This is a genomic window from Streptomyces sp. NPDC001056, from assembly GCF_053598955.1.
Map to the genome: position 1 here is coordinate 17,695 of NZ_JBSFLI010000034.1, position 13,139 is coordinate 30,833.

Sequence of the window (13,139 nt, forward strand, 5' to 3'; positions counted from 1 at the left end):
GGGTGACGCGGGCATATCCCGGCGCGTACGCTCGGTAGGGCTTCGGCGGCGAGAAGGGGAACGGATGGGCATCTCGGGCGCGCGGGCGCGGGCGGCACGGCTGACCGCACGGCTGCGGCGCCCCGGCGGCTCCGGCACGGCCATGCGCGCCCTGGCGAACGAGCTGACGGCCGCGGTCCGGTCCCGGCCCGAAGCCCCGGGTGACGTGCGGGGGTTGTGCCGGGCGCTGTGCGAGGAGATGAGCGCGCTGCGCGGCGGCCGGCCGCTGGAGCTGCGGTTCGAGCGCTTCCCGGACGAGATCGAAGTGACCGGGCTGTGGGTCGAGTTCGCCGACTTCGACCTGGTCATCGTGGAGGACCGGGCCGAGGATGTGCAGCAACTGGTCATTCTCGGCCATGAGTTGTGGCATCTGCATGCCGGGCACCGGCACCATCACCTCGCCGGTGACGCGGCGGCGCGGGCCTTCGCCGACACGCCCGGCTGGCCGGACCGGGCGCTCACCGTGGCCGCGCGCAACGGGTCCCGCGAGGCGGACGAGGCCGAGGCGGACGACTTCGGCCACCGCCTCGCCACCCTGTTCCGGGCCAGGATCGGCGGGTCCGGGGACACGCCGCCCGACCCGTTGCAGCGTGCGCTCGGCTACCGCGGGCGGGGCGGAGCGGCGCGGTGAGCACGCTGGCGCTGGACCCGTCGGTGCCGCTCAGCCGGTTGTACATCTCCTTCTGGGTCCCTACGGCACTGCTGACCGCCGCACTGCTGCTGAAGCTGCCCACGATCATCCGGCTGTGGCGGGACCCCCTGCTGCGCGCGGTCGGCGGGGTGCTCCTGTTCGCCTGCACGGTGTTCGTGTTCTGCATGCCGTCGATGATCCACCGGGTGAACGCGCTCACCGGGGTGCCCAACTTCGCCGCGCCCTGGTGCTATTCGCTGATCACCGCGAACTGCGGGGCGGGGCTGCTGTTCATCGTCACCTGGCGCAACGGTCTGCCCGAGCGGTCCGCGGTCACCCGGCGGGCGACGTGGTGGATCGTCTCGGGGTACGCGGCGGTGGTCGTCGCGCTGTGGGTGCTGTTCGCGCTCGCCGACGTGCCGGTGGAGCGGGTGCGGGACCTGGACACGTACTACGCCCGTACGCCCTTCATGCGTGAGGAGATCCTCCTCTACCTGCTGGCCCACACGGTGGCGTGCGCGCTGAGTTCCCGGCTGATCTGGGACTGGACGCGGGACCGGGGGCTGGACGCGTGGCTGCGGTGGGGGCTCCGGCTGCTGGGCGCGGGGTACGCGCTGAGCCTGCTGTACGACGCGTCCAAGGTGACGGCGGTCGTGGCGCGGTGGGTCGGCGGGGAGTCCGACTGGCTCAGCACGGACCTGGCGCCGCCGGTGGCCTCGCTGTCGGCGATCCTGCTGGCAGCGGGCTTCATCCTCCCGCACGCGGGCCAGGCCCTGCACGACCGCTACCGGATCGGGCTGGCCCATCACCGGCTGGGCCCGCTGTACCGCCTGCTGCGCTCGGCGAGCGGACCGGGGCCGCGGTTCTCCCTCCGGGCGCCGGCGGAGTTGCGCCTGACCCGCCGCGAGACGTACATCCGGGACGCGCTGCTGCCGCTCGCGCGTCATGTGGACGCGGACCTGACGCGGCGCGCGTACGCCGCCGCGATCGACCTGGGCCATCCGGTGGAGCGCGCCCGGGGGCTGGCGGCGGCGGTGGGCGTCCTGGACGCGGTCGAGAACGGCGGTCCGGGGAGGACGGCGGACCTCGACCCCACGGGTCTCCTCCGCGACATCTCCGCCATCTCGGCGGCGCTGCGGCGTCCGAAGGACCTCGCGACGGTGCGCGCGTCGGCCGGGGCGACGCCGACAGCGAGCGTGCGCGTACCGGAGTGAGTGACGGGGGCGGCCGGCTTCCGGGCCCGCAGCCGGGCACCATGGGGGACGTGGCTCTTGATTTCCAGCTGGTGTTGCTGCGCCGTATGGCCGATCACAACCCCGCTCTCGTGGACGAGGCCCGGCGGACGCTCCGTGTGTCGATCACGGAGATGCGGGAGACCAACAAGCGCTGGCAGGCGATGGTCCGCTCGCCGAGGGCGCGGGGCGCCGCCGCGCGGTACCGGTCCGTGCTCGGGGAACCCGAAAGCGCCGAGCCGCGCAGGATCGGGGACGTCGCGTGCGAGGCCCGGCGCTGGGCGCTGCCGCTCTGGCCCGGCCTGCGGTTCGAGGTGCTGGTCGGGCCCCATGGCGCCGTGTGGAACGAGTGGCTCGTGCGGGCCCCGGGCGCGGCGGGGCCGGCGCTGCGGACCGTGGAGGACCTCGCCCCCTGGTCCTGCACCGTCGACGAGGTCGCCCGCGCGTTCTCCCCGGCCCGCCCCCTGGAGGGCACCGCCCCCACTCGCTGGGGCCTCGCCTTCACCGCGCCCGACCGGGACGGCGTACGTCACGACGTCGTGGCCGAGTTCACCTGGGGCCTGCTCCAGCGGACCGCGCGCGTCAGTCCTCGAACCCCGTCGCCCGGGTCCGCTTCTCCCACGCCGTGACGTCGTCGCGGACCTGGTCGAGATGGGCGAGGACGGCCGTCACACCGTCGTCGCCGAGCGGAAGCCGCAGCGGCGTCCGCTCCGCGGCCAGCGCCGCGAGCACGAGCGCCGCCGCCTTCGCGGGATCGCCCGGCTGGGCGCCGTCCCCGCCGGCCACGTTCCCGCGGGTCTCGCCGACCCTGGCGTACACCCCGCTGTCCGCGCTCACCGCCGTCCGCCGCGCGTCGAACAGCGACGTCCGGAACGCCCCCGGCTCCACGATCAGCACCTTGATCCCGTACTCCGCCACCTCGTCCGCGAGCGCCTCGGACATCCCCTCCAGCGCGAACTTCGTCGCGCTGTAGCCGCCGAACCCGGCGAACGACATCTGCCCGCCCATGCTGCTCATCTGCACGATCGCCCCCGACCGTCGCTCCCGCATCCCCGGCAGCACCGCCCGCACCAACGCCGCCGGCCCGAAGAAGTGCAGGTCGAACAGGTCCCGCAGCTCCTGGTCGCCGGTTTCCTCGACGGCACCCACATGCGCCCGCCCCGCGTTGTTGACCAGGACGTCGATCCGCCCGTGCCGGGCCAGCACGTCCGCCACGGCCGCCTCCACCGCGGCGATGTCCGTCACGTCCAGGGCCAGCGCCTCCACCTGGTCGGGGTGCGCGGCCACCAGGTCGTCCAGGGCCTCGGGGCGGCGCGCCGCCCCGATCACCACGTCACCGGCCGCGATCGCGGCCTCGGTGATGTGCCGCCCGAACCCGCTGCTCGCCCCGGTCACCAGCCATACCTTGTTCACGACGACTCCCCTCGAACGGCCCGTTGCCTCCCGACACGCACCAGCCAACCGCCCGCCCGCCTTGCCCGTCCAAGATTTCCGGTGATAGCCAACGGTTATGACGGCCGACGCCCACACCCGCGATCTGCGCTACTTCCTCGCCGTAGCCGAAGAACTGCACTTCACCCGCGCCGCCGAACGGCTGTACGTCTCCCAGCCCGCCCTGAGCAAGCAGATCCGGTCGCTGGAAAGGCAGTTGGGGACGGAGCTGTTCCGGCGGGACCGGCACGGGGTCGCGCTGACGGCCGCGGGCGAGGCGCTCCTGCCGCACGCGCGGGCCGTGCTGACCGCGTGGGCGGCGGGCGCGGCGGCCGTGGAGGCGGCCAAGGCGGTCCAGCGCGCCACGCTCATCGTGGGCATGAGCACCAGCCCGGTCCGGGGCGGACTGCTGCCGGCGATCCGGTCCCGCTTCACCGCCGCCCACCCCCGCGTCACGGTCCGGCTTCGGCAGGTGAGCTGGGACGACCCGACCGCCGGGCTCGCCGACGGCACCGCCGACGCCGCCTTCGTCTGGCTGCCGCTGCCCGACGAGGAGCGCTACGACTGGACGGTCCTCGCCGAGGAACCCCGGCTGCTCGCCCTGCCCGAGACGCATCCGCTCGCCGCCCGTGCCGAGATCGACTTCGCCGAGCTGCCGGCCGAACCGTTCCTCGCCCTGCCGGCCGATGCGGGGGTGCTGCGCGACCACTGGCTGGCCCTGGACGCCCGCGCGGGCCGGCCGCCGGTGATCGGCGCGGAGATCGCGGGGGCGGAGGAGACGTACGAGGCGCTGGTCGCGGGCCTCGGGGTCTGCCTCGTCGCCGCGGGCAACGCGCCGTTGATCAGCCTGGGCGGGGTCGTCACCCGGCCGGTGCGGGGTATCGGGCCGAGCCGGTACGCGCTGGCGTGGCGGCGGGCGGACGGGGAGCGTCCGCTCGTCCGGGCGTACGCGCGGGCGTGCCGGGAGACGGTGGGCGGGTAGGCCGTGCTCAGGCCTCCGCCTCGGCCAGGATCGCGTCCACCGCGCGGGGCAGCGAGTCCGGGTGGAGGAAGAGGAAGAGGTTCGGCTCCACCAGTTCGAGTTCCATGAGGCGGGGTGCGCCGTCGGGGCCGTCGGCGAGGTCGACGCGGGCGTAGAGGAGGGGCGCGGAGGCGGCGGGTACGGCCGCCAACGCCTTTTCCGCCACGGCGAGTTCGGCGTCCGTCGGCTGCCAGGGAGTGAGGTCGGGGTGGGCGACCTTGTCGGCGTCGTACGGCGTGCCGGGCGCGAGGACGGCTCCCTTGCGGCTCGCGTGCAGCAGACGGCCGCCGAAGAACTGGAGGGCGCGTTCGCCGGTGACGTCGATGCCCTTGAGGTAGGGCTGCACCATCGCGGTGAAGCCCTCGGCGTGCATCCGCGCGAGGTGCCGTACCGCCGTGTCGTGCTCGGCCGGGGTGTAGCGGGCGGCGAAGCGGGCGCCCGCGCCGGAGGTCGGCTTGACGACGTACTCGTGGTCGGTGGGGAGGCCGTGGCCGGCCGCCTCGCCCGGGGCGATGTAGGTCGTCGGGACGGTGGGGACGCCGGCCGCGGCCAGCTCGCCCAGGTAGCGCTTGTCGACGTTCCACCGGATGACGTCGGCGGGGTTGGCGACCCGGGTCGCCCGCGCCGCCCGCCCCAGCCAGGCCGTGAACTCCGCGGCGCGCCAGCTGTAGTCCCAGGTGGAGCGGACGACGACGAGGTCGTACGCGGACCAGTCGATGCCGGGGTCGTCCCAGTAGGGGGCGTCGGCCCGCGCGCCGGCGTCGTTCAGCGCCCGTACGAGGACCGGGAGGTCCGCGTCCTTGCTGGGCCCGGTGCCGGGGTCGTAGGTGGCGAGGGCTATGCGGGGCACGGCGGGACTCCCTGTCGTACGGCATTCGAACACCCGCGAGGCTAACAAGCGGGCCGGAACCGGGACAGGGGGTTTGACCTTCACCTTCGGTGAAGCCCCAGCATCGGTGGCGGACGACGAGAGACGGGGACGCGATGGAACTGCTGACGATCGGGGCGTTCGCCCGGGTGAGCCGGCTGTCGCCGAAGGCGCTGCGGCTGTACGACGAGCTGGACCTGCTGCGACCCGCACAGGTCGACCCCGGCACGGGCTACCGGTACTACTCCACCGGGCAGTTGGGGCGGGCGCGGCTCGTGGCCTGGCTGCGGCGGCTCGGGATGCCGCTCGCCGGGATTCGCGCCGTGTGCGCGCTGGAACCGGCCGAGGCCGCGCGGGAGATCGGCGCGTACTGGGCGCGGGTCGAGGCGGAGACGGCGGTGCGGCGGGACCTCGCGGCGTTTCTCGTCGACCAGCTGACCGGCGAATCGGGAAGGGAACCGACGATGATGTGGGAACTGCGGCACTCCGCGCACACCGACCGCGGGCTCGTGCGCCCGGCCAACCAGGACACCCTGTACGCGGGCCGCAGGCTGCTCGCCGTCGCCGACGGGTTCGGGCCCGAGGGGCTGGCGGCGAGCGGGGCGGCGGTGGCGGCCCTGCGCTTCCTGGACGAGGCGGAGTCGCTGCCCGCGGAGGGGGTGCTGGGGGCGCTGGAGGACGCGGTGCGTGCCGCGGGGGTGGCGGTGGCGGAGCTGGCGAGCGGCACGAACGAGGTCGGCACCACGCTGACCGCGCTGCTGTGGACCGGGTCCCGGATGGCGCTGGCGCACATCGGGGACTCGCGGGTGTACCTCCTGCGGAGCGGCTCGCTGCACCGCTTCACCCAGGACCACCGGGTCTCCCCCGACTCCCCGCTGCTGCACAAGGTCCTGACCGGCGGCGCGGACCCCGTCCCCGACCTGCGCCTCCAGGAGCCGATGCCGGGCGACCGCTACCTGCTGTGCTCCGACGGCCTGACGGAGGCCGTCCCCGACGCCCGCATCCGGGAACTGCTGGCCTCGGGCTCGGGGCCGCGGGAACTGGTGGCCGCGGCGCTGTCGGCGGGCGCCCCGGACAACGTGACCTGCGTCGTCGCCGACCTCCACGCGGCCGCCTGAGGGGCGGACCCCGCGGACAGCCCCGGGCGAATCGCGCCCTACGCCCGGGATGGGCATGGTCGTCGCGGGAAGGATCGTGGTGTAGGAAGGGGCTGGATGGTCCTGAGGGTGAAGGGGTGCGCGGGTGTCCTCACTGTTCGGCGGGCTTGATGGTGGTGCGCGGGAGCGGGTGGCCGTGCGGTTCGACGGGAAGTCGCTGACGTACGGCGCTCTCGCGGGGGCGGCCGCGGTCGTGGCCCGGCGGGTCGGCCGGGGCGGGCGGGTGGCCGTGTGGGCGACGCCCGAGATGGAGACCGTGGTCGCCGTCGTCGGCGTGCTGCTCGCCGGTTCCGCCGCCGTGCCGCTCAACCCCAGGTCGGGGGAGAAGGAGCTGGCCCACATCGTCTCCGACAGCGCGCCCTCCCTCGTCCTCGCGGCTCCGGGTGCGCGGCTCCCCGACGCGCTGCGCGCTCTGGAGCGCGTCGACGTCGACGTCGAGGCGAGGGCGGACGTCCCGCACCCCGAACTGTCCGGCGAGGACCCCGCCCTCGTCGTCTACACCTCCGGCACCACCGGCCCGCCCAAGGGTGCCGTACTCCCCCGCCGCGCGCTCACCACGACGCTGGACGCGCTCGCCGACGCCTGGCAGTGGACGGAGGCCGACGTGCTGGTGCACGGTCTGCCGCTGTTCCATGTGCACGGGCTGGTGCTCGGCGTCCTCGGCCCGCTCCGCCGCGGCGGGTCCGTACGGCACCTGGGGCGGTTCTCCACCGAGGGCGTCGCACGCGCGCTCACGGACGGCGCGACCATGTTCTTCGGGGTCCCGACGATGTACCACCGCATCGCCGAGGCCCTCCCGGGCGACCCCGAGCTGGCCGAGGCCCTCGGCGGGGCCCGGCTGCTCGTCTCCGGCTCGGCCGCGCTGCCCGTCCACGACCACGAGCGGATCGCGGCGGCCACCGGGCGCCGGGTCGTCGAGCGGTACGGCATGACCGAGACCCTGATGAACACGAGCGTGCGCGCGGACGGGGAGCCCCGGGCCGGGACGGTCGGGGTGCCGCTGCCGGGGGTGGAGCTGCGGCTGGTGGAGGAGGACGGGACGGAGATCGCCGGACGCGACGGGGAGAGTGTCGGGGAGATCCAGGTGCGCGGGCCCAACCTGTTCACCGAGTACCTGAACCGGCCCGACGCCACCGCCGCCGCCTTCACCGCCGACGGATGGTTCCGGACCGGTGACATGGCCGTGCGCGAGCCGGACGGGTACGTCCGGATCGTCGGCCGCAAGGCCACCGACCTCATCAAGAGCGGCGGTTACAAGATCGGCGCCGGCGAGATCGAGAACGCGCTCCTCGAACACCCGGGCGTCCGCGAGGCCGCCGTCACCGGCGAGCCGGACGCGGACCTGGGCGAGCGGATCGTCGCCTGGATCGTCCCGGCGGACCCCGGGAACCCGCCCGGCACCGAGGAGCTGGCGGACCACGTCGCCCGGCGGCTCGCCCCGCACAAGCGCCCCCGCGTCGTCCGCCACCTGGACGTCCTCCCCCGCAACGACATGGGGAAGATCATGAAGCGGGCCCTGACCGATGCCTGACCAGCGGCTCACCGCGCGCGGGACGCTCGACCTCGTCACGGACGACGGCACCTTCGCCGAACTCCCGTCCCCGGCGCGGGAGTCCGGGCCCGACGGCCCACTCGCCTGGCAGGGGTACGACGCCTCGCGCGCCCGCGCCGCCGAACGCACCGGCGAGGAGGAGTCCGTCGTCTGCGGCACCGCGACCGTCGCGGGCACCCGTGTCGTGCTGATCGCCTTCGAGTTCGGCTTCCTCGGCGGCTCCCTGGGCGAGCGCACCGGCGACCGGCTGGAGGGGGCGTACACGTACGCCCGCGGACACCGGCTGCCCGTCGTGCCGTTGATCGCCACCGGGGGCAGCCGGATGCAGGAGGGCATGGTCGCGCTGACCCAACTCCAGCGCGTCGCACGGCAGTCGGCGCTCGCCCGGGAGGCCGGCCTCCCCCAGATCGCCGTCCTGCGCGACCCCACCACCGGCGGCGGGTGGGCCACTCTGGGCGCCGGCGCGGACGTGATCCTGGCCCTCCCCGGGGCCCAGGTGGGCTTCGCCGGTTCCCGCGTCCGCCCGCCCGGCGCCGACCCCACCGCCTACACGGCCGAGGCCCAGGTGGCGGCGGGGGCGGCGGACGCGGTGGTGCGGGCGGAGGACCTGAAGGAGACCCTGGGGGCGTGGCTGCGGCTGCTGTCCCGGACGGACCGGGGGACCCCCGCCCCGGTCCCGGCCGCCCTCGACGCCCCCGGCCTCCCCGCCACCGGCTGGGACGCCGTCCGGCGCGCCCGCTCCCCCGAACGCCCGCGCGCCCGCGCCTACCTGGACGCCTACTTCGCCCACCGGGTCGAGATCAGCGGCGACCGGTGCGGCGGCCGGGACCCCGGCGGCATCCTCTGCGGGTTCGGCGAGCACCACGGTCGTACCGTCGCGTTCGCCGCGCAGACCGGGACGGGGACGCGGCCGGCCGGGTACCGGACGGCGGCGCGGGTGATCCGGATGGCGGACCGGCTGGGGGTGCCGGTGCTGACGCTGGTGGACACCCCCGGTGCCGCGAACGACGCGGAGGCCGAGCGGCAGGGGGTCGGCGCGGCGATCGCCGAGGTGTTCGGGGCGGTGGCCGGGGCACGGGTGCCGGTGACCACCCTGGTGATCGGCGAGGGCGGCTCGGGCGGCGCCCTGGCGCTGGCCGCCCCCGGCGACACCTGGGCCACCCCGGACAGCTACTTCTCGGTCATCGCCCCGGAGCTTGCCGCGGCCATCCTCAAACGCCCCCCGGAGGACGTCGAGAACACCGCGGACCAGCTCCGCGTCCGCCCGCAGGATCTGGTGGAGCTGGGCCTGATCCGGGGCATCGTCCGCGGCCCCGGGCAGGAGGGCGCCCCCTGAGGGGCGCCCCCGAGGGCTACCTCACCCCCACCGCCCGGACGATCTCCTGCGTCACCGACCCGCCCTTGTCGTCCCGAGCCGACGCCCGCAGGGAAACGGAGGCGGCGGTCGACGGCACCGTCAGCGTCCCGCGCCACGAGGCACCGGCCTCTTCCAGGGGCACCGCGGTCCACGTCGCCCCCTCGTCGTACGAGACCTCCAGCCGGCCCCCGCCGACGGTCCCCGTCCCCGAGGCGCCGGCCATGTACCGCGCCCCGAGCGTCACCGGCAACCGCCGCCCCGAGGGCACGGCGCCCGCGAGGTCGGTGTCGAGCCCGTAGGACAGGTTGATCAGCGGCAACGTCGTCGCGTGGTCGTCCGGCGTCCGGGCCGAGCGGAAGGTCCACTCGGTGTGCCCCTTCGTCGCGAGCTCCCAGTGCTCCGGGTCCAGCGAGGTGTCGGTCACCACCTTGTAGGTGTGCTCGTCGGCCGGCGCGTCCCAGACGAACGCGGTCGAGCCGCTGCCGCTGTCCGCCAGGGTGCCGTCCAGGTACACGGACGTCGACTGGCTCATCCCGCTGTCGCCCCACACGTCCCCGAACCCGGTGTGATCGGGGCCCGAGTCGCCCCACCCGGGCGTGTTCAACTGGATCTGGTTCCCGGTCCGCTGCTCGCCCCAGCCGAGGCCGGTACCGAGCCACGGGTGCCACACCGGCTGGAACCAGTGCAGCCGGGGCCGGCTGCCGCCCTCGTAGCGCACCAGCCCGCTGCGCTCCTCCAGCGTGCCCGGGCCGATGGTGACGGACTCGGTCCACAGCTGGCCGGGGCCGGTGGAGACGTAGTCCGTGCGCCTGGCGGGCAGGTCGATGTTCTCCTGGAAGCCGATACCGACGGGGAAGGTGTCGGTGACGGAGTAGCGGAACTCCCCGCCACTCGTCGGCCGCGCCGCGTGGAACGAGACGTGCAGGGCGGCCAGTTGGCGCGCGGAAGGCCGGTAGGTCAGATCGCGGTCCGGGATCGCGCCCCGGTGGCCCTCGGAGAGGTCGTACACGTACGGCGAGTCGGGTGTCCCGGTCATGTCCACGGAAGCGTCCGCCCGCAGCCGCGCCGCGTCCGCCTGGTCCACCGTGGCGATCACCAGCGGGCGGTTCGTGTCGTCGTCGTTGCCCCACCAGTCCATCAGCCGCCCCGGCGCGTCGTCCGTGACGAACAGCGCCTTCGCGCCCGCGTCCTGGGCCGCCCGCGCGAGCGCCAGCGGGTCCGCGCCGTCGGCGAGGTGGGCCAGCACCGCCTTGCCCGAGACGGCGGAGGGCATCGCGCCGTCGCCGACGTCCACCAGCGGCAGCTTCTCCCGCCCGGAGACCAGCGTGCCGCCCGGCTGGACCGTGGCCTCGGCGACGCCCCTGACCTCCAGCTGCGGCTTCGCCAGCCGCCACACCGTGCGGTACTCGAAGGTGCCCTGGGCGACCTCGGGCGTGGGCGCGGCGAAGACGCTGTCGTAGGTGAGGGGCACCTGGACCGCGCCGAAGAGATCGGCGCCGTTCGCGGCACGGTCGTACTCCATGAGGAGCTGGTGGGTCTCGGTGCGCCGGGACACCGCCGCCTTCACCTCCCGCAGCTTCGTGCCGTCGAGGGTGACGTCGCTGTCGTGGTCGAGGGTGACCTCGGGCGCGGAGAGGAAGCCGAGGCCGAGGGAGTCGGCGCCGTGGCTGCCGTGCACGTCGAGGAAGGACGTGAGGGCGTACGTGCCCGGCTTCAGGCGGAGTCGCAGGGTGCCGGAGTCGCCCACGTGCTCCTGTAGGGGGTCCGCGTTCATGGCCAGCTGCTGCACCGTGAGGTCGGCGGCCGTGGGAGCGCCCGCGCGGTCCTTGACGTGGACCGTGAGCGTGTACCGCTCGTCCTCCTTGACCAGCCCGAACACGGTGTGCGCGCGCACCGCGCCGGAGTCGTCGGTGGCCACGATCTGCCCGCTGGTGTCACCCACGGGCGCCTTGGCGCCGTCGCCGGTGACGGTGGTGGCGGCGGTGCCGTGCGCGGGGACGGTGAGGGAGGAGTCCGCGAGGGTGGCGACGCCGTCCGGGGCGCCCCGCACCGACAGGGTCAGGTGGACGTCCTGGTCGGCGGAGTTGGTGTAGGTGAGGGTCCTGGTGACCGGCTTGTCCGCGTCGTAGGGCCAGCCGTGGAAGCCGAGGTCCGCGCTGCCGGTGGCGGTCACCGTGGCCTGTACGGCGTCCGGCACGCTGACCCGTCCGGCGCCCACCGTGTAGGCGGAGACGTCGAGTTGCCTGGACGTGGACATCAGCGCGTCCTTCAACTGGGCGCCGGTCCAGTCGGGATGCTCCTGCGCGAGGAGTGCGGCCACGCCCGCGACGTGCGGCGTCGCCATCGACGTACCGCTCATCGTGGTGTAGTAGCCGCTGCCGTCGACGAGTTGGGAGCGGGCGGCGAGGATGTCGACGCCGGGGGCGGAGAGGTCGGGCTTGAGGGCGTTGTCGCCCGGCCGGGGGCCCGCGCTGGTGAAGTAGGCGGGCTGGTCGGCGGAGTCGACCGCGCCGACGGTCAGGGCCGCGTCGGCCGCGCCGGGCGAGCTGATGGAGGAGGGCGCGCCGGTGTTCCCGGCGGCGACGACGAAGAGCGCCCCGGTCTCCCGGGAGAGGCTGTTCACGGCCTGGGCCATCGGGTCGGTGCCGTCGCTCGGCTCGGCGGACCCGAGGCTCATCGAGACGATCCGGGCGTGCACGTCCCGCGCGGCCCACTCCATGCCGGCGATGATCTGCGACTCGCTGCCCGAGCCCTGGTCGCTGAGCACCTTGCCGACGGCGAGGGTGGCGTCCGGCGCGACGCCCTTCTCCCTGCCGTCGGAGGCGGCACCGCTGCCGCCGACGGTGGAGGTGACGTGGGTGCCGTGCCCGTAGCGGTCGGCGACCTCCTCGCCGTCGACGAAACTCCTGGACTGGCTGACACGGTCGGCCAGGTCGGGGTGGGTGAGGTCGGCGCCGGAGTCGAGGACGGCGACGGTGACGCCCTTGCCGGTCAGGCCGGCGTCCCACGCGGTCGGGGTGCCGATCTGGGCGTTGCTCTCGGCCATGTCGGCCTCGACCCGCCCGTCCAGCCACACCTTGGCGACGCCGTCGCCGCGCGTGAACGACCGCCAGAACGTACGCCCCTTGCCCGCCTCGACGGCCGCGCCGCGCACGCTGGGGAGGCCCCGGCCGCGGGAGGTGCCGGCCGGGGCGGCCGCGGGGACGCGGGTGTCCTTGCCGTAACTCACGATCAGGGGCGTGGACTTGGCCTTGCCGTCGGCGAGGCCCTGGCGTATCAGCGCGCTCACGTCGAACAGCCGCCGGTCCAGCCGCCCCGCGCGCAGGTACGGCAGTGCCTCGTCCGGTACGACGGTCAGGTCGCCGTTGCTCGTCTGCGTGCGGACGGCTCCGGTGGCACCCCGGGGCCGCCGCACGGTGACGGTCTTCCTGCCGTGCCCGAGGTCGGTGACGGTCACCTGGTCGCCGGTGAGGAGGGTGACGGTCCGGGGGGCGGGGGCGGGGGCGGCCGGCCCCACCGCCGTGACCTTCCCGTCCGCGGCCGCCGCCCCGGGTACCGGCACGGCGGCCAGCACGAGCCCTGCCGACAGCAGGGCCGCCCGGCGTCTGACTGGTCCTCTGGTCATCCACGCCCTCTTCCGCGTCCGGATCGCGCGCCCGGAACGACCCGTCCGGTACGGCTGGTCCGGAATGGCTCGTCCGGAACTGTCGAGTACTGCGCTTCACGTGCAGGCAAGAGTGTGGTGCGACCGGTGGGAGCGCACAGGGGGCCGCGCGTGGCGGGTTGTCACAGTGGCGGGTTCCCGCCATGTTTGGGCGGTTGACCCGCCGGAGCGTAATGAGTGGGCCGCG

At 74.8% G+C, this 13,139-nt stretch carries 10 protein-coding genes; 7 read left to right on the forward strand and 3 right to left on the reverse strand.

The features are described 5' to 3' along the window. The first annotated feature begins 64 nt into the window (after nucleotides 1-64). From ACWDD7_RS30395 to ACWDD7_RS30405, 3 genes are read left to right on the forward strand one after another with little or no spacing between them, the layout of a single operon-like run. Nucleotides 65-670 carry a toxin-antitoxin system, toxin component family protein gene (locus ACWDD7_RS30395; RefSeq protein WP_351874709.1) on the forward strand — a complete coding sequence of 202 codons (606 nt, stop codon included), beginning with the start codon at nucleotides 65-67 and terminating at the stop codon, nucleotides 668-670. Beyond that, complete coding sequence (locus ACWDD7_RS30400; RefSeq protein WP_450459765.1) at nucleotides 667-1,884, forward strand: MAB_1171c family putative transporter; 1,218 nt, start codon at nucleotides 667-669, stop codon at nucleotides 1,882-1,884. Before ACWDD7_RS30395 ends, ACWDD7_RS30400 begins: the two co-directional genes overlap by 4 nt. 41 nt (nucleotides 1,885-1,925) lie before the next feature. Then, on the forward strand, nucleotides 1,926-2,531 hold the full coding sequence (locus ACWDD7_RS30405) for a hypothetical protein (protein ID WP_450459766.1): 606 nt from the start codon (nucleotides 1,926-1,928) through the stop codon (nucleotides 2,529-2,531). Here ACWDD7_RS30405 and ACWDD7_RS30410 read toward each other — a convergent pair. Beyond that, nucleotides 2,485-3,315 carry an oxidoreductase gene (locus ACWDD7_RS30410; RefSeq protein WP_450459767.1) on the reverse strand — a complete coding sequence of 277 codons (831 nt, stop codon included), beginning with the start codon at nucleotides 3,313-3,315 and terminating at the stop codon, nucleotides 2,485-2,487. The two genes, ACWDD7_RS30405 and ACWDD7_RS30410, sit on opposite strands and share 47 nt — an antisense overlap. A gap of 97 nt (nucleotides 3,316-3,412) precedes the next feature. Between ACWDD7_RS30410 and ACWDD7_RS30415 the strand changes: the two genes are divergently transcribed. After that, nucleotides 3,413-4,315 carry a LysR family transcriptional regulator gene (locus tag ACWDD7_RS30415; RefSeq protein WP_450459768.1) on the forward strand — a complete coding sequence of 301 codons (903 nt, stop codon included), beginning with the start codon at nucleotides 3,413-3,415 and terminating at the stop codon, nucleotides 4,313-4,315. A 7-nt stretch (nucleotides 4,316-4,322) separates the two neighbouring features. Here ACWDD7_RS30415 and ACWDD7_RS30420 read toward each other — a convergent pair whose 3' ends face one another. Beyond that, nucleotides 4,323-5,204: an ATP-grasp domain-containing protein gene (locus tag ACWDD7_RS30420; RefSeq protein ID WP_351874695.1), complete on the reverse strand. Its 882-nt coding sequence runs from the start codon at nucleotides 5,202-5,204 to the stop codon at nucleotides 4,323-4,325. Between the two features lie 134 nt (nucleotides 5,205-5,338). On the opposite strand from ACWDD7_RS30420, the gene ACWDD7_RS30425 reads away from it, so the two are divergent. From ACWDD7_RS30425 to ACWDD7_RS30435, 3 genes are all read left to right on the forward strand, one after another. Then, on the forward strand, nucleotides 5,339-6,340 hold the full coding sequence (locus ACWDD7_RS30425; protein ID WP_450459769.1) for a MerR family transcriptional regulator: 1,002 nt from the start codon (nucleotides 5,339-5,341) through the stop codon (nucleotides 6,338-6,340). A 124-nt stretch (nucleotides 6,341-6,464) separates the two neighbouring features. Continuing rightward, complete coding sequence (locus ACWDD7_RS30430; RefSeq protein WP_450459770.1) at nucleotides 6,465-7,910, forward strand: acyl-CoA synthetase; 1,446 nt, start codon at nucleotides 6,465-6,467, stop codon at nucleotides 7,908-7,910. After that, the gene (locus ACWDD7_RS30435; protein ID WP_450459771.1) at nucleotides 7,903-9,267 is read left to right on the forward strand and encodes a carboxyl transferase domain-containing protein; all 1,365 of its coding nucleotides are present in this window, start codon (nucleotides 7,903-7,905) and stop codon (nucleotides 9,265-9,267) included. The genes ACWDD7_RS30430 and ACWDD7_RS30435 overlap by 8 nt, the downstream gene beginning before the upstream one ends. Before the next feature lie 16 nt (nucleotides 9,268-9,283). Here the strand turns inward: ACWDD7_RS30435 and ACWDD7_RS30440 are convergent, their stop codons facing one another. Continuing rightward, the gene (locus ACWDD7_RS30440; protein WP_450459772.1) at nucleotides 9,284-12,913 is read right to left on the reverse strand and encodes a S8 family serine peptidase; all 3,630 of its coding nucleotides are present in this window, start codon (nucleotides 12,911-12,913) and stop codon (nucleotides 9,284-9,286) included. Between the last annotated feature and the right edge of the window lie 226 nt (nucleotides 12,914-13,139).

What these genes read in the sequence shown, in the direction of transcription:
- ACWDD7_RS30395 (WP_351874709.1), top strand. Translation starts at nt 65, where the DNA reads ATGGGCATCTCGGGCGCGCGGGCGCGGGCGGCACGGCTGACCGCACGG.
- ACWDD7_RS30405 (WP_450459766.1), top strand. Translation starts at nt 1,926, where the DNA reads ATGGGGGACGTGGCTCTTGATTTCCAGCTGGTGTTGCTGCGCCGTATG.
- ACWDD7_RS30415 (WP_450459768.1), top strand. Translation starts at nt 3,413, where the DNA reads ATGACGGCCGACGCCCACACCCGCGATCTGCGCTACTTCCTCGCCGTA.
- ACWDD7_RS30425 (WP_450459769.1), top strand. Translation starts at nt 5,339, where the DNA reads ATGGAACTGCTGACGATCGGGGCGTTCGCCCGGGTGAGCCGGCTGTCG.
- ACWDD7_RS30435 (WP_450459771.1), top strand. Translation starts at nt 7,903, where the DNA reads ATGCCTGACCAGCGGCTCACCGCGCGCGGGACGCTCGACCTCGTCACG.
- ACWDD7_RS30440 (WP_450459772.1), bottom strand. Translation starts at nt 12,913, where the DNA reads ATGACCAGAGGACCAGTCAGACGCCGGGCGGCCCTGCTGTCGGCAGGG.